This is a genomic window from Pseudomonas sp. LFS044 (genome assembly GCF_047978245.1).
Taxonomy (GTDB): domain Bacteria; phylum Pseudomonadota; class Gammaproteobacteria; order Pseudomonadales; family Pseudomonadaceae; genus Aquipseudomonas.
This window is the reverse complement of the sequence record NZ_JBFPFX010000022.1, coordinates 83,695-107,692: the sequence shown is the minus strand read 5'-3', so window position 1 is coordinate 107,692 and position 23,998 is coordinate 83,695. Positions and strand designations below refer to the sequence as shown.

The window sequence follows — 23,998 nt, the reverse complement described above, 5'->3', positions numbered from 1 at the left end:
GCACCACCTTAACTACTTAACTCATTGAATCTCAAGGAGTTTGTCGTTCCGATGTCGCTGGAAGTGGGGCGCATTATAAGGGGATCTGGAAACGGGTCAAGGGTTAATTTCTGTTATTTGAAATATTCCCGGCGAAGGCCGTATCAAGGCCACCAAGTGCTCGGCACAACACGTTCAGCGCCTAGGAGATCGAGCGCCGCCCGCGCGGCGCATCGCGGCTGAAGCCGCTCCTACATTTGTTGCAACGTGCCATGGCCTGATAGGCCATAGTTGTCAGCCTTGTTGGCACGGCGCGATATTTCGGCTGGCGCTAGCGCCGCCCCGCCTGTCTTCAGCCATGCGCCAAGGGCGAACAACCATGGCCTGACTGGAATGGCACGTTGCAACAAATGTAGGAGCGGCTTTAGCCGCGATGCGCCGCGCGGGCGGCGCTCGATCTCAAGGGCGCTGAAGATCCCAAGGCAAGCGCTTCGCGATGCGCCGCGCCGGCGGCGCCCGATCTCATAACCACTGGAGATCTCAAGGCACACACCTGCCAGCCACCCCACTGTAAAAATGCCAAGCCCCCCTAAGAAGCCACCCTCCCCCGCCGCCCCAGGATCCGAGGCACTCGCCGCGCCACCGCAGGGATTCGCAACATCATCAACAAACCACCAACGCCTGCATAGATAGCCCACTCGCGCAGTTCCGAACGCACGATCCACAAGAAGTGCAGCAACCCCAACCCTAGAATCACATAGACCAGCTTATGCAGCTTTTTCCAACGCGCCCCCAGGCGTCGCTGGCTATAACGATTGGACGTGACCGCCAACGCCAGCAACCCCACGAACCCCAGCGCTCCCACAATAATGTACGGCCGCTTGCGCAGCTCGACCGCAAACTGCCCCCAGTCCAGCCCCAGAATGAAGAACAGGTAGCAAAGGATGTGCAGCACTATATAAGCAAAGCACCACAACCCCAGCTGCCGACGCACCACGACCCAGCCCGACCACCCTGTCAATTTCTGCAGCGGCGTCATGCTCAGGGTGATCAAAAGGAAGATCAACGCACCAAGCCCAAGTCGGTCCATGAGAATTTTCCCAGGATCCGGCCCCAGCAGGTTCATCGCCGCCTCATATAACCACCACAACGGAAACGCACATCCCACGATGAAGATGGCCAGGCGAAACCAGGGGTAACGCATCAGTAGTTTTTCCTCAGGTCGAGGCCGGCATACAGCGAAGCCACTTCATCGGCATAGCCATTGAACATCTGTGTTTGCCGCACATTGGGGCTGAACAAGCCACTGGGCAAGCGACGCTCACGCGCCTGGCTCCAGCGTGGGTGGTCGACTTCAGGGTTCACGTTGGCATAGAAGCCATACTCATCCGGCGCCAGCCCTTCCCAGGTGGTTTGCGGCTGCTCGGCCACCAGGCTGATACGCACGATCGACTTGATGCTCTTGAACCCGTACTTCCACGGCACTACCAAACGCAACGGCGCACCGTTCTGGTTGGGCAGCTCCCGCCCATACATGCCAACCGCAAGGATGGCCAGTGGGTTCATGGCCTCATCCAGCCGCAACCCTTCCTCGTAAGGCCACTTGATCAACGCAAAGCCCGAGCGCTGGCCGGGCATGTGCTGCGGGTCCTGCAGCGTTTCGAAGCGCACGTAACGCGCCTTCGAGGTCGGTTCGACCTGCTTGAGCACCTGGGCCAATGGAAAGCCCAGCCAAGGAATGACCATCGACCAGGCTTCCACGCAGCGCAGCCGGTAGATGCGCTCTTCAAGCGCGTAAGGTTTGACGAAGTCTTCCAACGCATAGCGCCCTGGCTTACCCACCTCACCATCGATAACCACCGACCAGGGCTCGGTCTTCAGGCTACCGCCATTGGCAGCCGGGTCGCCTTTATCCGGCCCGAACTCATAGAAGTTGTTGTAGTGGGTGGCATCCTTGCAAGGTGTGATCGCCTCATCCTTGACCGTTACCGCCTGCCAACGCGTGGCCGCCAGCTTGTCGCTGAACCAGGCCGGCGGGCTGCCCGGCTCGACATCCGCATACCGCGATGCCTCGGCAGCATGTGTTGCGAATGGCACAGCGCCCAAGGCCAGACCGGCGAGAGAGCCACCCAGCAGCGTGCGACGGGAAAGATAGATGCCTTCGGGGGTGATCTCCGATGCCTTGCAGTCGGACGACCGGGGAAGCTTGATGAGCATGGCGGGCTCCATAGCACTGGATAACGGATGTACCAGTAAGACTATGGAGCCGGAGGGTTATTCCACCATTAAATCATTGTCACGCTTTGCGACGGCGACCACGCAGCAGGTACTGGACCGGCCCGGATGCCGCGTAGGCAAGGAAGATCAGCAGCAGAATGCGCGGCGGGTCGCTGAACACCACGGCGAACACCAGGACCACGGCCAGGATCGCGACAAAGGGCACACGCCCCTTGAGATCCAGCTCCTTGAAGCTGTTGTACTTGATGTTGCTGACCATCAGCATGCCGGCCGCAGCAACCAGCAGCGCCACCAGGAACGACAGCTTGGAGCCCTGGATGCCATAGTCGCTGAATGCCCACACAGTGCCTGCGACAACACCAGCAGCAGCCGGGCTGGCCAGGCCGATGAAGTAGCGTTTGTCGGCAGTACCGACCTGCGTGTTGAAGCGCGCCAGGCGCAGCGCTGCGCCGGCCACATAGATGAAGGCGACCATCCAGCCGACCTTGCCCATGTCACCCAGTGCCCAGCCGAAGGCCAGCAAGGCCGGGGCCACGCCAAAGGCGACCATGTCCGACAGCGAGTCGTACTCGGCACCGAAAGCACTTTGCGTATTGGTCATGCGGGCGACACGGCCATCGAGGCCGTCCAATACCATGGCCACGAAGATGGCGATGGCGGCAAAGGCGAAATACTTGCTCGCCTCGCGCGGGTCACCCGCACTCAGCGCACTCTGGGCGCTCATCGAATTGATGATGGAATAGAAGCCGGCAAACAGGTTGGCGGTGGTAAACAGGTTGGGCAACAGGTAGATGCCGCGATGGCGCACCTTGCGCCCTTCGGCGTCATGCCCTTCTTCAACGTGCTCATCGACAGGTAGCAGGCTTTCGGCGTCGGAGGGCTTGTTCGGCTCTTCGGGACGTTCGCTCATGGAGGGTACCTTGCAACAGGATGGAAAATGTTCGACACGGGCCCGCGAAACAGGTTCTGACGGCAGGCCACTGGTCTGCTTTATACCAGATGCTGAACGCCAGAACGAAAAAACGCGGCCGAAGCCGCGTTTTTCATCTATCGATAAGACTCAGTTCTTGGTCTTGTCGACGATTTTGTTAGCCGAGATCCACGGCATCATCGAACGCAGTTGCTCGCCGATGACTTCGATGCCGTGAGCGGCGTTGTTGCGACGCTTGGCGGTCATCGATGGGTAGTTGGTAGCGCCTTCGGAGATGAACATCTTCGCGTATTCGCCGTCCTGGATGCGCTTCAGAGCGTTGCGCATGGCCTTGCGGGATTCTTCGTTGATGACTTCCGGGCCAGTGACGTACTCACCGTATTCGGCGTTGTTGGAGATCGAGTAGTTCATGTTGGCGATGCCGCCTTCGTACATGAGGTCAACGATCAGCTTCAGTTCGTGCAGGCACTCGAAGTAGGCCATTTCTGGCGCGTAGCCAGCTTCAACCAGGGTTTCGAAACCGGCTTTGACCAGCTCGACGGTACCGCCGCACAGAACAGCCTGCTCACCGAACAGGTCGGTTTCGGTCTCGTCCTTGAAGGTGGTTTCGATGATGCCGGTACGGCCGCCACCAACGCCCGAAGCGTAGGACAGGGCGACGTTCTTGGCGTTGCCCGAGGCGTCCTGGTAGATCGCGATCAGGTCAGGGATACCGCCGCCCTTGACGAACTCGGAACGCACGGTGTGGCCCGGGGCTTTCGGCGCGATCATGATCACGTCGAGGTCGGCACGAGGAACAACCTGGTTGTAGTGGATCGAGAAGCCGTGGGAGAAGGCCAGGGTAGCGCCCTTCTTGATGTTCGGCTCGATCTCGTTCTTGTACAGCGCGCCCTGGAACTCGTCCGGGGTCAGGATCATGACCAGGTCGGCCGCAGCGACAGCGGTAGCAACGTCGGCAACTTTCAGGCCGTGGGCTTCTGCCTTGGCAACGGTGGCCGAACCTTTACGCAGACCGACGGTAACGTCTACACCGGAGTCTTTCAGGTTGCACGCTTGGGCGTGGCCCTGGGAACCGTAACCGATGATGGCGACTTTCTTACCCTGGATGATGGAAAGGTCGCAGTCTTTATCGTAGAAAACTTTCATGAAAATACCCCTGGTTATATCTCGGCCCCTGCGGAGCCATCGCTAATTTTTGAATTTAGATGCTGAGCACTTTGTCGCCACGGGCAATGCCGGTGACGCCACTGCGCACGGTTTCGAGAATCGATGCAGTGCCGATGGCCTGGATGAAGCTGTCCAGTTTGTCGCTGGTACCGCTCAGCTGTACGGTGTACACGCTGGCGGTCACATCGACGATCTGGCCACGGAAGATATCCGTGGTGCGCTTGATCTCGGCACGCTGGGCACCGGTGGCCTTGACCTTGACCAGCATCAGCTCACGCTCGATGTGAGCGCTTTCCGACAGGTCGACAAGCTTGACCACTTCGACCAGCTTGTTCAGGTTCTTGGTGATCTGTTCGATCACTTCGTCATGGCCAACGGTGGTCAGCGTCAGACGCGACAGGGTCGGGTCTTCGGTCGGCGCCACGGTCAGGCTTTCAATGTTGTAGTTGCGCTGGGAGAACAGGCCGACCACACGGGACAGAGCACCGGGTTCGTTTTCCAGCAGCAGGGAAATGATGTGCCGCATATCAGGTACGCTCCGTCTTGCTCAGCCACATGTCACGCATCGAGCCATCCTTGATCTGCATCGGATAGACGTGCTCGGTACGGTCGACCGCGATGTCGATGAACACCAGGCGGTCTTTCATCGCGAAGGCTTCTTCCAGCTTCGGCTTGAGGTCTTTCAGGCTGGTGATGCGGATACCCACATGACCATAGGCCTCGGCCAGCTTGATGAAGTCCGGCAGCGACTCGACGTAGGAGTGCGAGTGACGACCGTTGTAGGCCATGTCCTGCCACTGACGGACCATGCCCAGCACACCGTTGTTCAGGTTGACGATCTTCACCGGCAGGCCGTACTGCATGCAGGTGGACAGCTCCTGAATGTTCATCTGGATGCTGCCTTCGCCAGTGACGCAGGCCACGTCCTGATCCGGGAAGTTGAGCTTGACGCCCATGGCCGCCGGGAAGCCGAAGCCCATGGTGCCCAGGCCACCGGAGTTGATCCAGCGGTTCGGCTTGTTGAAGCGGTAGTACTGCGCAGCGAACATCTGGTGCTGACCCACGTCAGAGGTGACGAAGGCATCGCCATGGGTCACTTCGCAGAGGGTCTCGATTACGGTTTGCGGCTTGATGACGCTGCCGTCGCCCTTGTTGTAAGGGAACAGGTCGCCGTCACCACGCCACTCGTCGATCTGCTTCCACCAGGCCTCGGTCGCAGCCTTGTCTGGCTGCTCGCCGATTTCCTTGAGGATGCCGAGCATTTCGGTCAACACGCTGTCGACCGGGCCAACGATCGGCACGTCGGCCTTGATCATCTTGGAGATCGACGCCGGGTCGATGTCGATGTGGATGATCTTGGCGTTCGGGCAGAACTTGGCCGGGCCGTTGACCACGCGGTCATCGAAGCGCGCACCCACCGCGAAAATCACGTCGGCATTGTGCATTGCCATGTTGGCGGTGTAGCTGCCGTGCATGCCGAGCATGCCGAGGAACTGGCGGTCGGTACCCGGGAAGCCGCCAAGGCCCATCAGGGTATTGGTGACTGGCAGGTTCAGCGACTTGGCGATTTCGGTCAGGGCTTGCGAGCCACCGCCGAGGATGACGCCGCCACCGGCATAAACGATCGGGCGCTTGGCAGCCAGCAGCATCTCGGCGGCCTTGCGGATCTGGCCGGAATGGCCACGAACCGCCGGGCTGTAGGAGCGCAGCTTGACCTTCTTCGGGTAGACGTATTCGAACTTCTCGGCCGGGTTGGTCATATCTTTTGGAATGTCGACCACGACCGGGCCTGGACGGCCGGATTGCGCCAGGTAGAAGGCTTTTTTCAGAACTTCAGGGATCTCGGTGGCATTCTTGATCATGAAGCTGTGCTTCACGATCGGCCGCGAGATACCGATCATGTCGGTTTCCTGGAAGGCATCGGTACCCACCATGGTGCTAGGCACCTGGCCGGACAGGATGACCATCGGAATCGAGTCCATGTAGGCAGTGGCAATACCGGTGATGGCATTGGTTGCGCCCGGGCCGGAGGTTACCAGCACCACACCGGCCTTGCCGGTGGCGCGGGCGTAGCCGTCCGCCATATGGGTTGCGGCCTGTTCGTGACGAACCAGGATGTGCTCGACTTCCGGTTCCTTGAACAGGGCGTCGTAAACATGCAGGAGAGCACCACCAGGGTACCCGTAGATGTGCTTAACGCCTTCGTCACGCAAGAAGCGGACGACCATCTCAGCGCCAGATAAAAGCTCCACGTTGTTCACCTCTAAAACGCCAGAATACCGTCCCTAGTGGACGGGTCTTAATAGGTTTACTGCCAAGCAGAGCATGAGCGAAAACGTCAGCACTGACTGAGCAAGTATTGGGAGCGCCCCAGAGTGTTGCGGGGTTTTCCCACCCAGCGCGAGGTAACGCGTTGCGGGGTGTAACAGGTCGGCGCGGGTGTGCACCTCATGATCTGCTTAGCGGGTCTGCTTCTGGCAGTCCCTCTACAGCGGAATCTGGATTCTTGTGATTTGGCGGCTACAAGTCAAGAAAAATTATTGCCAATTTTTCCTCAAGATGAATTTCTGCCACCACTAAAAACCGAGTCAGCAGCAGAATAAATAAGATTTCCACAAAAAAGGGCCACAATCTGCGGCCCTTCATGGAAAAAGAGAAGAAATCAGGCGCAAGCTTCGATCAATTTATCGAACTCTGCTAGCAGGCGGCGTAACTCCCGGCTCTGCTCCGGCCGGTCGACGAACACCGACTCGGCCATCACCAGAATGCCCGAGGCATTGGGCAGTGGATGACCGAGCTCGATGATGATTTTCATGCGCGGCAGGAAGATCCACTGCAGCCACTGCTCGAAGTTCATGGTATCGACGGCAAATGGCACTGTGCTCTCCAGCGCCTCATCGCTGGGCGGCTCGTCCTGCCACCAGCCTTGCACGATCAACTCACGCTCGATCAGCAGCAGGTGGTCGGCGATGTCCAGGATACGTTGCTCGACCATTACGAATTGACCCGTGCTTTTTGCCGAGCAAGGGCAGCGCCAGCGCTGTCACCCTGCTTTTCGCGGGCCTGGGCGATGGTGTTCCACAGTTCGGCCTGCAGGTTCGGGCGACCGTTGGCGTAAGTGAGCGCGCGGCGGGCCAGCTGTTCGGCTTGCGGAGCATCGCCCTGCGACAGGCGCACCTGGGCCAGGCGGAACAGCACCTGCGGCTCGCGCGGGGCGATGCGCTGGGCGCGCTCCAGGCTGGAGGCGGCACCGTTGAAATCACCGCTGCCCTGCTGCGACTGGGCAGTGGTCAGCAGCGCCAGCACTGGGCCATCGAGCTGCTCGTCTGCCGACAGGCCACCGGAGGCCGCACCGCTGCGTGGGATGCCGGTTGGCGCGCTGGTTGCGGCCGGGGTGCTGGTCATCGAGGCGATGTCGAAAGGTTCGTCGGCGATCGGGTTCGGGTTGGTCGTCATCGGCGCCGATGTAGCCGGCCCGGTGCTGATCGGCGCAGTACTGATCGGCGCCACGCCGTTACCCGCCGGGAACGTCTGAATGCCCGTGGCGCCGGCGCCTTGCGGAATCATCACGGTCACGCCGGAGTCTTCGGGCAGCGACTGTGCCTGCGTAGTGCCGTTGTTCATGCCGGCCGCCGAGCGGTTGGCGGTCATGCGCTCGCTGTTGGACACACGCGTGCTCGAATCCACCACCGGGATGTTGCCACGCTGAACGCTGGAGCAACCCTGGAGCACAACCAGTGCCGTCACGGCAGGAAACAACCACTTATTCACTTCACACCTCATCAATGCTGCCAGGGCTTAATTCATCCAGCCTTTGACCCAGTCCATGACCGATTCTGCCGGATTTTGCTCGCCGCCACAGGTTGCGCCGGCGGGCGGTTCGCTCCCGCGAATATACGGCATCTGCACAGCGCCTGGACAACTTCCGTCGGAACCTTGCCCGCTGTAGGGGTCGATCCAGGCCTGCACCACGTTGTCCGGCTGAGGCATGTCCAGCGGCAGCGGGTCGGCCTTCTTCATGAAGCTGGTCCACACCTGCAAGGCGCCGGTGGCACCGGTAAACGGCGTTTTGCCGTTATCGTCGCGGCCCATCCACACGACGGCCAGCAGGTCCTGGCTGAAGCCGGAGAACCAGCTGTCACGCGAGTCGTTGCTGGTACCGGTCTTGCCTGCCAGGGTCAGCGAGTTGGGCAGCACGTTGTACACGGAACGGCCAGTACCTTCGCGCATCACCCGCTGCATGGCGTTCTGCACCAGGTAGATGGAACCTGGGTCGAAGGTTTGCTGGATCTGGAACGGGTAACGCTTGAGCGGCTCGCCTTCGGCCGTAAGCACACTGCGGATACCGCGCATCGGCGTGTTGAAGCCACCGTTGGCAATGGTCTGGTACATGGTCGCGACCTGCATCGGCGACATGCCACCTGCCCCCAACAGCATCGCCGGGAAGGCCGGCCAGTCGACGCTCACACCCAGCCGACCGATGGTCTTGATCACGTTGGGCACGCCGACTTCCAGGCCGATCTTGGCGGTCGAAAGGTTGTAGGAGTTGGCCAGGCCCTGGTAGAGATAAATGGTGCCATGAGGCCGACGGTCGTAGTTTTGCGGGCGCCAGACTTGACCATTGGCACCTTTGACCGAGAACGCCTCATCCTGCACCCGGCTGGTCAGGGTGTACTTGCTCGGCTGCTCCAGCGCAGTCAGGTACACCGCCGGCTTCACCAGCGAGCCAATGGGCCGCACGGCGTCGATGGCACGGTTGAAGCCGGCGAAACCGGACTGACGGCTACCGATCAGCGCCTGCACCTCACCGGTTTCCGGGTTGGTCACGACCATTGCCGATTCGACTTCATCAGCCCCTTTGCGCCCAGACAGGCGCTTGAAGGTCTCATTCATCGATGTTTCGGCCTTCATCTGCAGGATCGGGTCGAAACTGGTGAAGATGCGCAGGCCTTCTTCGGTCAAGTCTTCATCACGGTAGTCCTGGCGCAGCTGACGCTTGACCAGGTCGAGGAAGGCCGGGAACGAACTGTCGGCCAGGCTGCCGCGCTTGGTCACGCCCAGCGGCATCTTCTTCGCCGCATCGACAGCTTCCTGGCTGGCAACGCCCTGCTCTGCCACCAGGTCGAGGACCAGGTTACGCCGCGCCAGCGCGCGCTCGGGGTAGCGCCGCGGGTTGTAATAGGACGGCCCCTTGACCATGCCCACCAGCAAGGCGATCTGGTGCAGCTTGAGCTCCGACAGCGGCTGGCTGAAGAAGAACTGGCTGGCCAGACCGAAGCCATGCACGGCGCGCTGGCCATCCTGGCCGACGAAGACCTCGTTGAGGTACGCCTCGAGGATTTCGCGCTTGTCGTAGTGCATTTCCAGCAGCACGGCCATCATCGCTTCGGTCAGCTTGCGGCTGAGGCTGCGCTCGCTGGTCAGGTAGAAGTTTTTCACCAGCTGCTGAGTCAGGGTACTGCCGCCCTGGCGCATGGAACCGGCCGATGTGTTCACCCACACCGCGCGGGCGATGGACTTGGGCGACACTCCGAAGTGGCTGTAGAAGTCACGGTCTTCCGTGGCCACAAGGGTTTCGAGCAGGTACGGCGGTACCTGGTCGATCTTGATCAGAATGCGGTCCTCGAGGTTTTTCGGGTAGATACCGCCGATCATCAACGGTTCGAGGCGCACCACATCGAGCTTGCCGTTGCTGGCACCCGAAAGCCCTGCAACATAATCGCCGGAGAAGCGCACACGCACGAACTGCGCAGGCTCCATGCCCTCGTAGAACTGGAAGCCGCGGGTATTCAGGTCGACGGTATTGCCGTTGACAGCTGCCGCGCCAGGGCCATTGGCCGCGCTTTCACGCCGGTAGCCGAGCGCGTCGAGCTCGGTGAGGAAGTCGTTCTTGCTCAGTTTCTGGCCGACGAACAGCTCCAGCGGCCGGGCGTACACCTTGGCCGGGATGGTCCAGCGCTTGCCGGAGAACTTCTCCTGCACGACGGCATCGAGGTAAACCGCGAAGCCGGCGACGATCACCAGGCCGACCAGGCTGAGCTTCAAAGCCCAGCCCAGCCAGGCGCGCGAGCGGCCGGTCGGGCGTTTCTGAGGGGTACGGGAATTTCGGGTTCGAGTCATGGCGGCGGATTATACGCACTTTGTAAAGGCTGGGCAGGCGCCCTCTGGCGGTATGCAGGGGCGGCACCATTGACCATAATGGCGCCTTCGAATTCCCTGCCCCCGGAAGGATTTCCCGTGAGCCAAGCCTTGATCAACGCATTGCAGAACCCTGCCCTCTACCCTCACCCCGTGAAAGGCTTCGAGCTGATCGAGACGCACATCTCTTGGGTTCTGCTGACCGGCGAGTATGCCTATAAGATCAAGAAGCCGATGAATTTCGGTTTTCTCGACTTCACCGAGCTGGGCCAGCGCGAGCATTTCTGTAACGAAGAACTGCGCCTGAACCAGCGCCTGACCGAAGGCCTGTACCTTGAAGTGCTGCCGATCACCGGCAGCGCCGAAGCGCCGCAGATCGCCGGTGAAGGTGCGGCAATCGAATACGCACTGAAGATGCGCCAGTTCCCTCAGGGGCAGATGCTCACCACCCTGCAGGCCAACGGCGAGCTGGATGCTGGCCACATCGACCAGATGGCGCGGCAGATCGCCGAGTTCCACCTGCAAACCCCCAAGGTGCCCGCCGAGCAACCGTTTGGTTCGCCGGAAAGCGTCATGGCGCCGGTTGAGCAGAATTTCGAGCAGATCCGCCCGTTCTTGAGCGACAAGGCCGACCTGCAGCAACTGGACAACCTGCAGGCCTGGGCACGCAGCAGTTTCGAGCGCCTCGAGGGCCTGTTCGCCGCGCGCAAGGCCAATGGGTTCACCCGCGAATGCCATGGCGACATTCATTTGGGCAACGCCACCGTGATCGACGGCAAGGTCGTGATCTTCGATTGCATCGAGTTCAACGAGCCGTTCCGCAAGACCGATGTATGGGCTGACACCGCTTTCCTCGCCATGGACTTGGAAGACCGCGGCCTGAAGTGCCTGGCGCGCCGCTTCGTCAGCCAGTACCTGGAACTGACCGGCGACTACGAAGGGCTGGAAGTACTCAACTTCTATAAAGCCTACCGCGCCCTGGTCCGCGCCAAGATCGCCCTGTTCAGCATGCCGGCCAATGCCGACGGCGTGCAACGCGCCACCAGCCTGCGCACCTACCGCAATTACGCCAACCTGGCCGAAAGCTACAGCGCCATCCCGTCGCGCCTGCTGGCCATCACCCATGGTGTGTCGGCGGTGGGCAAGAGCCACGTGGCCATGCGCCTGGTCGAAGCTTTGGGCGCCGTACGTGTACGGTCGGACGTGGAGCGCAAGCGCCTGTTCGGTGAGCAGCAGCAAGCAGAAGCCGGACAGCTGCAAACCGGCATCTACGACCAGGACGCCAGCGCCGCCACCTATCAACGCCTGCAGCAGCTGGCGGCAACCATCCTGCGCGCCGGCTTCCCGGTGGTGCTGGATGCCACTTACCTCAAGCAGGCACAACGCCAAGCCGCCGCAGAGGTTGCCAGCAGCACCGGCGTGCCGCTGCTGATCCTCGATTGCCAGGCGCCGGAGGCGGTGATCGCCAGCTGGCTGGCACAGCGCCAGGCACAAAATACCGACCCATCGGACGCCACCCTGGAAGTGGTCAAGGCCCAGCAGGCCAGCCGTGAGCCGCTTGATGAAGTGGAACTGCAGCAGAGCACGCGCGTGGATACCCAGGATGCCAGCAGCATGAACCAGGTGATCGACCAGATCCGTCAGCGCTTGCCGGGCCTGTAAGCGCACTGCATGTTCGGGCCGGCGACTGGCCGGCCCGAACAGCTGATCCCTCCGCAAACAGGGCATCTCGTCGCCCCCAATGGCAAAAGGCCGCGCATTTTCCAACCCCCGCTACACTCCTTTCTGACCTGCTCGCGATTTATCCCCCAAGACACGTTCAGCCATCGCAAGGAGGCTCGATGAACGATGAATTGCAGCATCTGAAGAATCTTGGCAAGACCTCCGCGCAGTGGTTGCATGCGGCCGGTATCCACAGTGCATCGGATTTGCGTCGGCTCGGCGCGGTCGGTGCCTACCAGGCCGTCAAAACGCGAGGATTCCGGGCGTCGAAGGTGTTGCTGTACGCCATTGAAGGCGCGCTGTTGGACATGCACTGGAACGATTTGCCGGCCGAACGCAAGGAGGCGCTCAACCAACAACTCGACGCGAAATGCGCTACGGCAAAAAAAATATGAAATAAACACGGGAAGGGGATTGACGTCGAAATGAGAATCGTTATGATTATCACAACTGGTCGCGAGACTGGTTGGGTAAACTGAAAGCCCCTGGTTCGGGCTCTCAGATTATCTCCTCATCAGGCTAATCACGGTTATTGACCCGGCTTTTTGCCGGGTCTTTTTTTTGCGCGAAAAATGCGTTGTGGCTGCCGGGGTTCGTCATGACGTTTGGGGCGCCCTTGAGATCGAGCGCCGCCCGCGCGGCGCATCGCGGGCAAGCCCGCTCCTACATTCGTTGCAACGTGCCGTTTCAGTGAGGCCATGGTTGTCAGCCTTGGCGCACGACTAAAGGCTTGCGGGGCGGCCTTAGCGCCAGCCGATCTTTTTCGTCGTACTGACAAGGCTGACAACTATGGCCTCACAGGCCATGGCACGTTGCAACAAATGTAGGAGCGGGCTTGCCCGCGATGCGCCGCGCGGGCGGCGCTCGGTCTCAAGGGCGCCCTAACCTCTATGGCGAGCACCCGGTAACCCTCACCCAATCAACAGACAGACACATCCCCCAGCCTTCCATTCACCTACGCAGCTGAGCGCAATAATCCTGCGTCGGCATCGCCGCCGTGTACCACACATAATCCGCCATCCCCGCCTCGACCTCCTCCCCCACCTCGGCCAACAGCAGCACTTTGCTTTCCCCTTTCGCGCCCAGGTCGGCCAGATGCAACGGCACACCCAAATCCTTGCGGGCGTGATACGCCCCGGTAAGCAACAACGCCGGCTCCGGCGCGGCCAGCAGCCGCTCGGCGATACGCCGGTCACGCTGTTGCTGCACGGCCAACATCGCCGGCAACTGGCTTTCGGGCAGTAAATTGCAGTGCCCTGCCCTGACCTGCTCGAGCAACGCCGCCTTCACCGTGGGGGCGTTGGACTGCGCGCCTTGCAAGGCGGTCGGCTGGCGATAGGCTTGGCGCATCTCGCCGAGTGACAAATTGGCCGCCAGAAGCGGTACATGGCTGCTTAACGCCTCACGCACGATTGGCCCGTATAGCTGCCAGTCCCACCCCTCCTGCCAGCCCAGCGCCTTGGGCAGGTCATTCGGTAGTTGTGCCAAGTCTTCGACGGCATCCACCCGTGCCTGCTGCTCCGGTTGCAGCATCTCCAGCAGCAGGCTGCCCTGCGTACGCTGGGCCTGCAGTGCCCGCATCAGCCACAGTTGCAAAGCGTGATGATCGGGGTTGTCGTGTTTTTCCCCCACCAGCACGCGCGGCACCGCCGCCAATTGCCGCACCAGCTGTGCGGGGGTAATCACCTGGCCGCTGGCCAGATCGTGGATTTGCCCCAGGGCCGCGTCGTCACGCCCTTCGCTGCTCTGCCAGGCGGGCAACGCCGGCAGGCTGGCCTGACAGCCCCCCAGCACCAATACCAGGCACAGCGACAAACCCGACAGTAATGGACGCCGCATCGGCAATGCCTCCTAACGCGTGATGATCAGCGGGTGGCCGCGCTCCGGGTGGGCCTGTACCAGCACGTCAATGCCAAATACCGCCTTCAACGCTTCGGGCGTCAGCACCTGCTCGGGTACTGCGACGGCATGACAACGGCCCTGTTCGAGCAGCAGGATACGATCACAGTAGCGCGCCGCCAGGTTCAGGTCATGCAGGATCACCAAAACGGCGGCGCCGCGATCGGCAAAACTGCGTACAGCCTGCAAGGTGGTGTGCTGGTGCAATGGGTCGAGCATTGAGGTCGGCTCGTCAAGCAGCAGGGTGGTGCCCTCCTCGCCCGGCCATAGCTGGGCCAGTACGCGCGCCAGGTGCACACGCTGCCGCTCACCACCCGACAACGCCAGGTAACTGCGGCCCAGCAAGTGCCAGGCATCGGCGGCACGTAGCGCTTCCTCGACGATCTGGGCATCACGCAGCTGGCCACTGTCATGGGGCATGCGCCCCATGCCCACCACTTCTTCGACCTTGAACGAAAACCCCAGGCTGGACACCTGCGGCAACACCGCCAGCCGCCTGGCCCGCTCCTGCCCGGCCCAGTTGGCCAAAGGCCGGCCTTGCAAGGTGACGCGCCCGTGGCCAGGCAGCAGTTCGCCACACAGCACGCCCAGCAGGCTGCTCTTGCCGGCGCCATTGGGGCCGAGCACGCCCAGCACCTGCCCCGGCTGCAGCTGCAGGTGGATGTCATGCAGTACTTCATTGCTCCCGCGCCGCAGGTGCAGGCCTTCGACTTGCAACATCAGTTGCGCCCCCGAATCAGCAGAACCAGGAAAAACGGTGCACCGATAAACGCCGTGACGATACCGATCGGCAGTTCGGCAGGTGCCAGCGCCAAGCGCGCCACCAGGTCGGCCAGCAGCATCAGCACGCCACCGGCCAGCAACGATGCAGGCAGTACTACGCGATGGTCCGGCCCGGCCAGCAAACGCACCAAGTGCGGCACCACCAGGCCGATGAAGCCGATCAGCCCCGCCGCCGCTACTGCCGCCCCCACCCCTAGCGCGGTGCAGAACACCAGTTCGCGCTTGAGCCGCTCCACTTCGATGCCCAGGTGCCGCGCCTCGGACTCGCCCAGCAGCAAGGCATTCAGCGCCCGTGCCCGGCGCGGCAGCCACAGCGCCACGCCCGCGGCCACCAGCAACAGCGGCCATAACCGGTCGTAGCTGGCACCATTGAGGCTGCCCAGGTTCCAGAAGGTCAGTGTGCGCAATGTGGCGTCATCCGCCAGATAGGAAAACAGGCCCACCGCCGCGCCGCCCAGCGCGGTCATCGCCACCCCGGCCAGCAACATGGTGGCAACGTTGGTCTGCCCGTCGCGACGGCCCAGGCGATAGACCAACGCGGTCACGCCAAGCCCACCGACAAAGGCACACAGCGACAACAGGTAAGGCGCAAGCGCTTCCGGCATGCCGCCGAACCAACCGCCGCCAACAATCGCCACCGCCGCGCCCATCGCCGCCCCGGCGGAAACCCCAACCAGCCCGGGGTCGGCCAGCGGGTTGCGAAACAGCCCCTGCATGGCCACCCCGGACAGCGCCAGCACCGCGCCAACCGCCAGCCCCAGCAATGTACGGGGCAGGCGAATCTGGCCGAGGATCATTTCCGCCTGCTGCAGGCCGTCGCCCGCGATGGGCAGCCCCAGCAACCGCAGGCCAGCGCGCAAGGTATCGAACAGGGGCAGGCTGACCGGGCCCAGGGCAAGTGATAGCCAGACCGCCAAGAGGCACAGCAGGCTCAGGCAGATGATCAGCGTACGCGGTTGAACTCGCTGCTTCATTGGGTGAGGCTGACCTTTGCCGTTGGGTAGAAGGCCGCCGCCAAATCCTGCAGCGCCATCGGCAAGCGAGGGCCCAGGCCACCGACCAGCAGCGTCGGGTCAAGTGACACCAGGCGTTTATCATGGGCCGCACGGGAGGCAGCCAAGGCCGGGTTTTCCTTGAGCAAAGCCTGCAACGCCTGGTCGCCGACCAGAGCACGGTCAGAGAACACCACCACATCCGGGTCCAGCGCGGCCAATGCCTCATTGGAGAAATTCTTGTAGCCCTGGTGCTCGGCCAAATTGCGCGCCCCGGCCTGGCGCAGCAGCCAGTCACCCGCAGTGCCCTGCCCGGCAATCAGCGGTTTGGCCCCAGCATGGCCCACCAGCAAAAGCACGCCCGGCGCTTTGTGGCTCGCCTGGGCCTGCTTGACCTGCACCTGCAATGCCTCAAGCTGCTGGTGATAACCCGCAGCGAGTTGCGCAGCCTTCTGTTCGGCACCCAGCAGCGTCCCCAGCTGTTTGAGGTTGGCATCGACGGCCGCGAGATCAGCCTTGCTGGACAGCAATTCCACGCGAACACCGGCTTTGCGGATCTGTGCCAGCACCGGGGGCGGGCCCATTTCTTCGGTGCCTACCAGCAAATCCGGGCGCAGGCTGAGAATGCCCTCGGACGACAATTGGCGCTGATAACCGATGCTTGGCAGCGCCTTCAACGACTCAGGGTGCTGGCTGGTGGTATCCACCCCCACCAGGCGCGGCTCGCCGCCCAGCGCACTGATCCACTCGCTCAAGGCGCCGCCAGCGCTGACCCAACGCTGCGGCAGGTCAGCGGCCAGGGCCTGGGTGGAAGCAACAAGCGCTGCGCACAAGGCGAGCAAGGCAGCAGGACGACGCATCATCGGATTCCTTCTGGAGGCGAGCCACACGCCTTGTGGCGAACGGCGGAACTGCGCACCATAGACAGCCGGGCGCAGCAAATGCAGGCAATTTGATAATTATTCGCATTGACGCGTCAAGCCATCACTTTGTTTCGAGAGTCGTCCCTGCAATGCACTTTCTTTGTATTTCTTCGGCACTGGCCGAAGGCCACAGCCGCGCCTTCAGCGTAGCTGGCAGCGAACTGTTCGGCGTGCGTCGCCAGGGCCAGGTGCACCTATACCGCAACCGCTGCCCGCACCGGGGTATCCCGTTGAACTGGCAGGGGGACGCGTTTCTCGACGACAGCGCCAGCCTGATCCACTGCGCCCATCACGGCGCATTGTTCCTGATCGAAAGCGGCGAATGCGTGGCCGGCCCGTGCGAAGGGGAAGCGTTGCAGGCCCTGGACTGCCTGGAAGACAGCCAGGGCATCTGGCTCAAGGGGTGAGCAGCACCGGTAGCGGGCGGTCGATGACGATGTGCTCGGCGTCCAGCCGCGCGCCGTAGGCCAACACCTCTACCCCATCCGCCACTGCGGCGCGCAGTGCTTTGGCATAAGCTGCATCAATTTCCTCCGCGGGCCGTACCGCCTCGATACCGGTGAGGTTGACGCAGTACAGCTGCACAGCGCGAATACCTTGCCGGGCCAGCGCTGCCAGCTCGCGCAGGTGTTTGGAACCGCGCTGGGTGACAGCATCCGGGAAGGCCGCCACGGCCGTATCCGGGTAGCCCAGGGTCACGCTTTTCACCTCGACGTAGGCCGGCCCGTCTGCAAATTCCAGGCGAAAGTCGATGCGGCTACCTTCTTCGCCGTAGGCCACTTCACGCTTGAGCGCGGTGAAGCCCGCCAGCTCGCGGATCACCCCGGCGCGCAGCGCTTCTTCGACCAACGCGTTGGCCCGGCCGGTGTTGATGCACGCCAGCCGGCCCTGGGGCGTTTCACTGATTTCCCAGGTGCCGGGCAGCTTGCGCTTGGGGTCGTTGGACCGGCTGAACCATACCTGCCCACCTTCGCGCATGCAGTTGAGCATGGAGCCGGTGTTGGGGCAGTGGATGGTCAGCTGCTCGCCGCTGGACAGTTCGATATCGGCCAGAAACCGCTTGTAGCGGCGCAGCAGGCGCCCCTGTTCGAGTAAAGGAAAGAACATCATCTAGGCCTTCCAGCTCCGCAGACCACGGGCGATGCGCTGCACCGCTTCCTCCAGGCGCGGCAGGCTCTGGGTGTAGGCAAAGCGCACATGATGGCCGGCCAGGTGGCGGCCGAAGTCCAGGCCAGGCGTGAAGGCCAGGTGTTCGGTTTCCAGAAAGTGCCGGCAGAACGCGAAGGCATCGCCGCCGAAGGCGCTGATGTCGGCATATAGATAGAACGCGCCCTGCGGCTCGACGGCAATACGGAAACCCAGTTCGCGCAGGGCGGGAAGCAGGTAGTCTCGGCGGCGGGCAAACTCGGCCCGGCGCGCTTCGAAAATCGCCAGGGTTTCTGGCTGGAAACACGCCAGGGCCGCGTACTGGGCCATGCTCGGTGCACTGATATAGAGGTTTTGCGCGAGCTTTTCCAAGTCGGCTACGGCATCAGGCGGGGCGACCAGCCAGCCCAGGCGCCAGCCGGTCATGCCGAAATACTTGGAAAAACTATTAAGGACGAAGGCCGAATCGTCCACCTCGAGGACGCTTGGCGCATCCATGCCGTAGGTCAGCCCGTGGTAGATCTCGTCTACCACCAAGTGGCCGTTGTGCGCACGGGTAGCCTTGGACAGGCTGGCCAGTTCGTCACGGTCGAGCACTGTGCCGGTCGGGTTGGCAGGCGACGCGACCAAGGCACCTACGGTGTCCTGGTCCCAGTGACGGTCAACCAGGTCGGCGGTCAGCTGGTAGTTCACTTCAGGGCCCACCGGTACCAGCTGCGCACCGCCCTCGACCAGGCGCAGGAAGTGGCGGTTGCACGGGTAACCCGGGTCTGCCAACAGCCAGTGCTTGCCTGGGTCGACCAGCAGGCTGCTGGCCAGCAGCAGTGCACCAGAGCCGCCCGGGGTGATCAGGATACGTTCAGGGTCGACCGTCACGCCATACCGCTGGCCATAGAAGCCGGCGATTGCCTCGCGCAAGGCCGGCAGGCCCCGTGCGGCGGTGTAACGGGTATGTCCGGCAGCCAACGCGGCTTGGCCGGCCTCGACGATTGGTGCGGCGGTGGTGAAGTCCGGCTCGCCGATTTCCAGGTGGATCACGTCGTGGCCGGCCGCCTGCAGCTCGTTGGCCCGTGCCAGCAACGCCATGACGTGAAAGGGTTCGATGGCGCGGCTGCGCGCACTGTAGGGGTGGGCCATGACCTTCTCTCAATTGGGTCTAAACTGGTGATTCTACCTTCGCACGGCACCGAACGTACGCCGCATGGCGCTGTCAACACGTAGGATCGGGCGGGCTAGCGCACCCCCGATCTATCTGGTAAGTTCGGCGGCTCGCAGTCGCAGGGCCGGCGGGTGCCGGAGATGGAGCATCCTGCGCATTGGATCAGATGAGTAAGAGGCGGTCTATTCATGTCCACCGTAGAAAAGCAGAAAACCAATCAGACCATGTACGGTGTAGAGCCCTATAAAGAGACCAAGGGCGAAGAGTACATGGGCGAGCCCATGCGCAAGCATTTCATCAAGCTTCTGGGGGCCTGGAAGCTCGAGCTGATGACGAGCGTGGACCAGACCGTAACGCATATGAAGGACGAAGCGGCCAACTTCCCCGACCCGGCTGACCGCGCCAGCCAGGAAGAGGAATTCGCCCTCGAGCTGCGCAACCGCGATCGCGAGCGCAAGCTGATCAAGAAAATCGACAAGACCCTGCAGAAGATCCAGGACGAAGAGTACGGCTGGTGCGATTCCTGTGGCATCGAGATCGGCCTGCGTCGCCTGGAAGCACGCCCCACCGCGGACCTGTGCTTCGACTGCAAGGAAATCGCCGAGAAAAAGGAAAAGACAGTCGGCAAAGGCTGATCCTTCTCTCCTCCGAACGGGGCGCATCATGCGCCCCGTTTCATTTTCAGACACACCACTGCCCATGAACGACTCGCGCTACATCGGACGCTTCGCCCCCACCCCCAGCGGTTTCCTGCACTTCGGCTCGCTGGTCGCCGCCCTCGCCTCCTGGCTCGACGCCCGCGCGGTCAATGGCCGCTGGTTGCTGCGCATGGAAGACACCGACCCGCCCCGGGAAATGCCCGGTGCCCGCGATGCCATCCTGCAAACCCTGGAACGCTACGGGCTGGAATGGGATGGCGAGGTGGTGTTCCAGAGCCAGCGCCACGACGCTTACGGCGAGGTGGTAGACCGCCTGTTCAACATGGGCCTGGCCTACGCCTGCACCTGTTCGCGCAAGCAGCTGGAAGGCTACAACGGCATCTACCCAGGTTTTTGCCGCAACGCCGGGCATGCGCGCGAAGGCGCCGCAATCCGCCTGCGGGTGCCTGAGCTGATCTACCGCTTCAACGACCGCGTGCAAGGTGCTTACGAACAGCATCTGGGGCGGGAAGTGGGCGACTTCGTGATCCAGCGCCGTGACGGGCTTTATGCGTACCAGCTGGCAGTGGTGCTGGACGACGCCTGGCAAGGTGTTACCGATATCGTGCGCGGGGCCGACCTGCTCGACAACACGCCGCGCCAGCTGTACCTGCAGGAGTTGCTGGGCTTCGCCCAACCGCGGTACCTGCACATACCGCTGATCGTCCAGCCAGATGGGCACAAACTGGGCAAGTCGTACCGTTCGCCGCCGCTTGAGGTTGATCAGGCAACGCCGTTGCTGTTGCGGGCGTTGCGCGCATTGGGCCAGGAAACTGACCCTCGGCTGCTGGCGGCGACGCCGGCAGAAGTACTGGCAACAGCACGGCAAAAGTGGCGGCCGGAGGCGATTGCGAAACGCACGACGGTGCCTGAGGCTGATCTGTACTGAGGTATCACCGGCCTCATCGCGGGTGAACCCGCTCCTACAGGTTACGGCGGTGTACCTTGAGGCTGCGGCGCCACAAAAACAAAAGCCCAATAATTTCAAACCCTTGGCTAACCCTGTCGATTCCCGCTAGCATCGGCCCCGCCATTTGCACCAATAATAAGTCCAAGCCCGCAGCGCCCAACCATCGAGGCCAGCATGTACATCTATCGTTTGGTCCTGCTTCTGGTCGTGGGGATCTACCTGTTCTCCCCGGCCATCATGGACTGGTGGATCGAACCGACCGGAGCCTGGTACCGCCCCTACCTGCTCTGGCTGATCCTGATCGTCGTCACCTTCATCCTGCAGAGCCAACGAGATGCCGATGAGCTTTAGCCTGACCCAGATGATCCTGATCAGCGCCGCGTACCTGATGGTGCTGTTCGGCGTGGCCTGGATCAGCGAGCGCGGGCTGATCCCCCGCTCGATCATTCGCCACCCGCTGACCTACACCCTGTCGCTCGGCGTCTACGCCAGCGCCTGGGCCTTCTACGGCTCGGTGGGCCTGGCCTATCAATATGGCTACGGCTTCCTTGCCTGTTACCTGGGGGTGTCGGGGGCCTTCCTGCTGGCGCCGGTATTGCTCTACCCGATTCTCAAGATCACCCGCACCTACCAGCTGTCGTCACTCGCCGACCTGCTGGCCTTCCGCTTCCGCAGTACCTGGGCCGGCGCACTGACCACCATCTTCATGCTGATCGGCGTGCTGCCCTTGCTGGCCCTGCAGATTCAAGCGGTGGCCGACTCGATCAGCATCCTCACCGGCGAACCGGTCAAGGCCCGGGTGGCCTTCGCCTTCTGTACGCTGATCATCCTGTTCACCATTTTCTTCGGCTCACGCCACATCGCCACGCGCGAGAAGCATGAAGGCCTGGTGTTCGCCATCGCCTTTGAGTCGGTGATCAAGCTGGTGTCCCTCGGCGGCGTTGGCCTGTACGCCCTGTACGGGGTGTTCGGCGGCCCCCACGGGCTGGAAGTGTGGCTGCTGCAGAACCAGACCGCCCTGGCAGCGCTGCACACCCCGTTGCAGGAGGGCCCTTGGCGCACCCTGTTGCTGGTGTTCTTCGCCTCGGCCATCGTCATGCCGCACATGTACCACATGGCCTTTACCGAAAACCTCAACCCACGCTCGCTGGTCAGCGCCAGTTGGGGCCTGCCGCTATTCCTGCTGCTGATGAGCCTGGCCGTGCCACTGGTGCTCTGGGCCGGCCTGCGGCTGGGCGCCAGCACCAACCCCGAGTACTTCACCCTGGGGCTGGGCATCGCCGCCAACAACGAGGCCTTGGCATTGCTGGCCTACGTTGGGGGGCTGTCGGCTGCCAGCGGGCTGATCATCGTCACCACCCTGGCACTGTCCGGCATGGCGCTCAACCATCTGGTACTGCCGCTGTACCAGCCACCGGCCGAAGGCAACATCTACCGCTGGTTGAAATGGACCCGCCGCGCACTGATCGTCGCCATCATCACCGCCGGCTTCATGTTCTACCTGACCCAGAACAACCACCAGAGCCTGGCCAACCTGGGTATCGTCGCCTTCGTCGCCACCCTGCAATTCCTGCCTGGCGTGCTGTCGGTACTGTACTGGCCCACCGCAAACCGCCGCGGCTTCATCGCCGGCCTGCTGGCCGGGATGCTGGTGTGGATGGTGACCATGCTGCTGCCGCTGTTGGGCAACCTGCAGGGCTTCTATATTCCGCTGCTGGACATGATCTATGTGCTGGACGACACCAGTTGGCACATGGCGGCGATCGCCTCGCTGGCCGCCAACGTGCTGTTGTTCACACTGATTTCGTTGTTCACCAATGCCAGCAGCGAAGAAGTCAGCGCCGCTGAGGCATGCGCCGTGGACAACGTGCGCCGCCCACAGCGCCGCGAACTGCATGCCGCCTCGCCGCAGGAGTTCGCCACCCAGCTGGCCAAGCCATTGGGCGCCAAGGCCGCACAGAAGGAGGTCGAACAGGCGCTGCGTGACCTGTACCTGCCGTTCGACGAGCGTCGCCCGTACGCCCTGCGCCGCCTGCGCGACCGCATCGAGGCCAACCTCTCGGGCCTGATGGGCCCAAGTGTCGCGCAGGACATGGTCGAGACCTTCCTGCCGTACAAGTCCGGTAACGAAAATTACGTGACCGAAGACATCCACTTCATCGAAAGCCGCCTGGAAGACTACCACTCGCGCCTCACGGGCCTGGCTGCCGAGCTCGATGCCCTGCGCCGCTACCACCGCCAGACCCTGCAGGAGCTGCCCATGGGCGTCTGCTCGCTGGCCAAGGACCAGGAAATCCTGATGTGGAACAAGGCCATGGAAGAGTTGACCGGCATCGCCGCCAAGCACGTGGTCGGCTCGCGCCTGGTGACCATCGGTGAGCCTTGGCGCGGCTTGCTGCAGGGCTTCATCGATGTGCCCGACGAACACTTGCACAAGCAACGCCTGGCGCTGGATGGCCAACCGCGCTGGCTGAACCTGCACAAGGCGGCCATCGACGAACCGCTGGCGCCGGGCAATAGCGGCCTGGTGCTGCTGGTCGAAGACCTTACCGAAACCCAGGCCCTCGAAGACAAACTGGTGCACTCCGAACGCCTGGCCAGTATTGGCCGCCTGGCCGCAGGGGTGGCCCACGAGATCGGCAACCCGATCACCGGCATCGCCTGCCTGGCGCAGAACCTGCGCGAAGAGCGCGAAGGCGATGGCGAGATCACCGAGCTGTCGAGCCAGATCCTCGAACAGACCAAACGGGTCTCGCGCATCGTCCAGTCACTGATGAGCTTCGCCCACGCTGGCGGCAGCCACCAGAACAGCGAAGAGCCGGTATGCCTGGCCGAAGTGGCGCAGGATGCCATCGGTCTGCTGGCGTTGAACCGGCGCAATTTCGAAGTACAGTTCTTCAACCTCTGCGACCCCGACCATTGGGCCGAGGGGGACCCGCAACGCCTGGCCCAGGTATTGATCAACCTGCTCTCCAACGCCCGTGATGCCTCGCCGCCCGGCAGCGCCGTGCGCGTACGCAGCGATGTCAGCGAGCACACCGTCGACCTGATCGTCGAAGACGAGGGCAGCGGTATACCCAAAAGCATCATGGACCGCCTGTTCGAACCCTTCTTCACCACCAAGGACCCAGGCGAAGGAACCGGACTGGGGCTCGCTCTGGTCTATTCCATCGTGGAAGAGCATTATGGGCAAATCACCATCGACAGCCCTGCCGACATCGAACGGCAACGTGGCACACGGATCCGCGTGACCCTGCCCCGGCATGTCGTAGCGACGTCCCCTGAAATTCGAGACCGTCGAGAGAATTGAATC

General features: G+C 62.4%; 22 protein-coding genes. 7 read left to right on the top strand and 15 right to left on the bottom strand.

What is annotated here, in order from left to right; genetic code table 11:
- Positions 1-568: 568 nt before the first annotated feature.
- The 9 genes from msrQ to mrcB form a co-directional block, all read right to left on the bottom strand.
- Positions 569-1,183, bottom strand: coding sequence for a protein-methionine-sulfoxide reductase heme-binding subunit MsrQ (msrQ, locus tag ACNQPL_RS18745; protein ID WP_416467536.1), 615 nt, complete (start codon positions 1,181-1,183; stop codon positions 569-571).
- Positions 1,183-2,196, bottom strand: coding sequence for a protein-methionine-sulfoxide reductase catalytic subunit MsrP (gene msrP, locus ACNQPL_RS18740; RefSeq protein ID WP_346616222.1), 1,014 nt, complete (start codon positions 2,194-2,196; stop codon positions 1,183-1,185). Before msrP ends, msrQ begins: the two co-directional genes overlap by 1 nt.
- Positions 2,197-2,275: 79 nt before the next feature.
- Positions 2,276-3,127 carry a CDP-diacylglycerol--serine O-phosphatidyltransferase gene (pssA, locus tag ACNQPL_RS18735; RefSeq protein WP_346616221.1) on the bottom strand — a complete coding sequence of 284 codons (852 nt, stop codon included), beginning with the start codon at positions 3,125-3,127 and terminating at the stop codon, positions 2,276-2,278.
- A gap of 150 nt (positions 3,128-3,277) precedes the next feature.
- Complete coding sequence (gene ilvC / locus ACNQPL_RS18730; RefSeq protein ID WP_012312686.1) at positions 3,278-4,294, bottom strand: ketol-acid reductoisomerase; 1,017 nt, start codon at positions 4,292-4,294, stop codon at positions 3,278-3,280.
- Between the two features lie 55 nt (positions 4,295-4,349).
- The gene (gene ilvN / locus ACNQPL_RS18725) at positions 4,350-4,841 is read right to left on the bottom strand and encodes an acetolactate synthase small subunit (RefSeq protein ID WP_003250040.1); all 492 of its coding nucleotides are present in this window, start codon (positions 4,839-4,841) and stop codon (positions 4,350-4,352) included.
- A 1-nt stretch (position 4,842) separates the two neighbouring features.
- Positions 4,843-6,567 carry an acetolactate synthase 3 large subunit gene (locus ACNQPL_RS18720; protein ID WP_346616220.1) on the bottom strand — a complete coding sequence of 575 codons (1,725 nt, stop codon included), beginning with the start codon at positions 6,565-6,567 and terminating at the stop codon, positions 4,843-4,845.
- 410 nt (positions 6,568-6,977) lie between these two features.
- Entirely contained in the window at positions 6,978-7,310 is a 333-nt protein-coding gene (locus ACNQPL_RS18715; RefSeq protein ID WP_346616219.1) for a YqcC family protein, read from the bottom strand.
- Positions 7,310-8,098 (bottom strand): tetratricopeptide repeat protein, encoded by a 789-nt coding sequence (locus tag ACNQPL_RS18710; RefSeq protein ID WP_346616218.1) that lies wholly within the window; start codon positions 8,096-8,098, stop codon positions 7,310-7,312. Before ACNQPL_RS18710 ends, ACNQPL_RS18715 begins: the two co-directional genes overlap by 1 nt.
- Positions 8,099-8,113: 15 nt before the next feature.
- Entirely contained in the window at positions 8,114-10,435 is a 2,322-nt protein-coding gene (gene mrcB, locus ACNQPL_RS18705) for a penicillin-binding protein 1B (RefSeq protein WP_416467535.1), read from the bottom strand.
- Positions 10,436-10,552: 117 nt separating this feature from the next.
- On the opposite strand from mrcB, the gene ACNQPL_RS18700 reads away from it, so the two are divergent.
- Together ACNQPL_RS18700 and ACNQPL_RS18695 are read left to right on the top strand one after the other, a co-directional pair.
- Positions 10,553-12,115: an AAA family ATPase gene (locus tag ACNQPL_RS18700; RefSeq protein ID WP_416467533.1), complete on the top strand. Its 1,563-nt coding sequence runs from the start codon at positions 10,553-10,555 to the stop codon at positions 12,113-12,115.
- Positions 12,116-12,294: 179 nt separating this feature from the next.
- Entirely contained in the window at positions 12,295-12,570 is a 276-nt protein-coding gene (locus ACNQPL_RS18695; RefSeq protein ID WP_346616215.1) for a TfoX/Sxy family protein, read from the top strand.
- A 556-nt stretch (positions 12,571-13,126) separates the two neighbouring features.
- On the opposite strand, the gene ACNQPL_RS18690 is transcribed toward ACNQPL_RS18695, so the two are convergent.
- Genes ACNQPL_RS18690 through ACNQPL_RS18675 form a run of 4 tightly spaced genes read right to left on the bottom strand, consistent with a single transcriptional unit; the run spans position 13,127 to position 16,712 of the window.
- Positions 13,127-14,014, bottom strand: a complete 888-nt coding sequence (locus tag ACNQPL_RS18690; RefSeq protein ID WP_416467532.1) for a ChaN family lipoprotein — start codon at positions 14,012-14,014, stop codon at positions 13,127-13,129.
- A gap of 12 nt (positions 14,015-14,026) precedes the next feature.
- Positions 14,027-14,794: a heme ABC transporter ATP-binding protein gene (locus ACNQPL_RS18685; protein ID WP_416467531.1), complete on the bottom strand. Its 768-nt coding sequence runs from the start codon at positions 14,792-14,794 to the stop codon at positions 14,027-14,029.
- Positions 14,794-15,831 (bottom strand): FecCD family ABC transporter permease, encoded by a 1,038-nt coding sequence (locus ACNQPL_RS18680; RefSeq protein ID WP_416467530.1) that lies wholly within the window; start codon positions 15,829-15,831, stop codon positions 14,794-14,796. Before ACNQPL_RS18680 ends, ACNQPL_RS18685 begins: the two co-directional genes overlap by 1 nt.
- Positions 15,828-16,712: a heme/hemin ABC transporter substrate-binding protein gene (locus ACNQPL_RS18675; protein WP_346615355.1), complete on the bottom strand. Its 885-nt coding sequence runs from the start codon at positions 16,710-16,712 to the stop codon at positions 15,828-15,830. Before ACNQPL_RS18675 ends, ACNQPL_RS18680 begins: the two co-directional genes overlap by 4 nt.
- A gap of 149 nt (positions 16,713-16,861) precedes the next feature.
- Between ACNQPL_RS18675 and ACNQPL_RS18670 the strand changes: the two genes are divergently transcribed.
- Complete coding sequence (locus ACNQPL_RS18670; protein ID WP_416467529.1) at positions 16,862-17,179, top strand: Rieske (2Fe-2S) protein; 318 nt, start codon at positions 16,862-16,864, stop codon at positions 17,177-17,179.
- Here the strand turns inward: ACNQPL_RS18670 and sfsA are convergent.
- Positions 17,169-17,882 carry a DNA/RNA nuclease SfsA gene (gene sfsA / locus ACNQPL_RS18665; protein ID WP_416467528.1) on the bottom strand — a complete coding sequence of 238 codons (714 nt, stop codon included), beginning with the start codon at positions 17,880-17,882 and terminating at the stop codon, positions 17,169-17,171. The genes ACNQPL_RS18670 and sfsA overlap by 11 nt on opposite strands.
- On the bottom strand, positions 17,883-19,055 hold the full coding sequence (locus ACNQPL_RS18660; RefSeq protein ID WP_346615352.1) for a pyridoxal phosphate-dependent aminotransferase: 1,173 nt from the start codon (positions 19,053-19,055) through the stop codon (positions 17,883-17,885).
- Positions 19,056-19,265: 210 nt separating this feature from the next.
- Here ACNQPL_RS18660 and dksA point away from each other — a divergent pair, with 210 nt between their 5' ends.
- From dksA to ACNQPL_RS18640, 4 genes are all read left to right on the top strand, one after another.
- Positions 19,266-19,712: an RNA polymerase-binding protein DksA gene (dksA, locus tag ACNQPL_RS18655; RefSeq protein ID WP_346615351.1), complete on the top strand. Its 447-nt coding sequence runs from the start codon at positions 19,266-19,268 to the stop codon at positions 19,710-19,712.
- Between the two features lie 64 nt (positions 19,713-19,776).
- On the top strand, positions 19,777-20,664 hold the full coding sequence (gene gluQRS / locus ACNQPL_RS18650) for a tRNA glutamyl-Q(34) synthetase GluQRS (RefSeq protein ID WP_346615360.1): 888 nt from the start codon (positions 19,777-19,779) through the stop codon (positions 20,662-20,664).
- 195 nt (positions 20,665-20,859) lie between these two features.
- A complete protein-coding gene (locus tag ACNQPL_RS18645) occupies positions 20,860-21,036 on the top strand; it encodes a hypothetical protein (RefSeq protein ID WP_003250005.1) in 177 nt (58 codons plus the stop codon).
- Positions 21,020-23,995, top strand: a complete 2,976-nt coding sequence (locus tag ACNQPL_RS18640) for a sensor histidine kinase (protein WP_346615350.1) — start codon at positions 21,020-21,022, stop codon at positions 23,993-23,995. The genes ACNQPL_RS18645 and ACNQPL_RS18640 overlap by 17 nt, the downstream gene beginning before the upstream one ends.
- Positions 23,996-23,998: the final 3 nt, after the last annotated feature.

Coding starts and splice junctions, on each gene's coding strand:
- msrP (WP_346616222.1), bottom strand. CDS start 2,196: ATGCTCATCAAGCTTCCCCGGTCGTCCGACTGCAAGGCATCGGAGATC.
- ACNQPL_RS18695 (WP_346616215.1), top strand. CDS start 12,295: ATGAACGATGAATTGCAGCATCTGAAGAATCTTGGCAAGACCTCCGCG.
- gluQRS (WP_346615360.1), top strand. CDS start 19,777: ATGAACGACTCGCGCTACATCGGACGCTTCGCCCCCACCCCCAGCGGT.
- ACNQPL_RS18645 (WP_003250005.1), top strand. CDS start 20,860: ATGTACATCTATCGTTTGGTCCTGCTTCTGGTCGTGGGGATCTACCTG.
- ilvN (WP_003250040.1), bottom strand. CDS start 4,841: ATGCGGCACATCATTTCCCTGCTGCTGGAAAACGAACCCGGTGCTCTG.
- ACNQPL_RS18685 (WP_416467531.1), bottom strand. CDS start 14,794: ATGTTGCAAGTCGAAGGCCTGCACCTGCGGCGCGGGAGCAATGAAGTA.
- mrcB (WP_416467535.1), bottom strand. CDS start 10,435: ATGACTCGAACCCGAAATTCCCGTACCCCTCAGAAACGCCCGACCGGC.
- ACNQPL_RS18690 (WP_416467532.1), bottom strand. CDS start 14,014: ATGCGGCGTCCATTACTGTCGGGTTTGTCGCTGTGCCTGGTATTGGTG.
- ACNQPL_RS18675 (WP_346615355.1), bottom strand. CDS start 16,712: ATGATGCGTCGTCCTGCTGCCTTGCTCGCCTTGTGCGCAGCGCTTGTT.
- pssA (WP_346616221.1), bottom strand. CDS start 3,127: ATGAGCGAACGTCCCGAAGAGCCGAACAAGCCCTCCGACGCCGAAAGC.
- ACNQPL_RS18640 (WP_346615350.1), top strand. CDS start 21,020: ATGCCGATGAGCTTTAGCCTGACCCAGATGATCCTGATCAGCGCCGCG.
- ACNQPL_RS18710 (WP_346616218.1), bottom strand. CDS start 8,098: ATGAGGTGTGAAGTGAATAAGTGGTTGTTTCCTGCCGTGACGGCACTG.
- msrQ (WP_416467536.1), bottom strand. CDS start 1,183: ATGCGTTACCCCTGGTTTCGCCTGGCCATCTTCATCGTGGGATGTGCG.
- sfsA (WP_416467528.1), bottom strand. CDS start 17,882: ATGATGTTCTTTCCTTTACTCGAACAGGGGCGCCTGCTGCGCCGCTAC.
- ACNQPL_RS18660 (WP_346615352.1), bottom strand. CDS start 19,055: ATGGCCCACCCCTACAGTGCGCGCAGCCGCGCCATCGAACCCTTTCAC.
- ilvC (WP_012312686.1), bottom strand. CDS start 4,294: ATGAAAGTTTTCTACGATAAAGACTGCGACCTTTCCATCATCCAGGGT.
- ACNQPL_RS18670 (WP_416467529.1), top strand. CDS start 16,862: ATGCACTTTCTTTGTATTTCTTCGGCACTGGCCGAAGGCCACAGCCGC.
- dksA (WP_346615351.1), top strand. CDS start 19,266: ATGTCCACCGTAGAAAAGCAGAAAACCAATCAGACCATGTACGGTGTA.
- ACNQPL_RS18715 (WP_346616219.1), bottom strand. CDS start 7,310: ATGGTCGAGCAACGTATCCTGGACATCGCCGACCACCTGCTGCTGATC.
- ACNQPL_RS18680 (WP_416467530.1), bottom strand. CDS start 15,831: ATGAAGCAGCGAGTTCAACCGCGTACGCTGATCATCTGCCTGAGCCTG.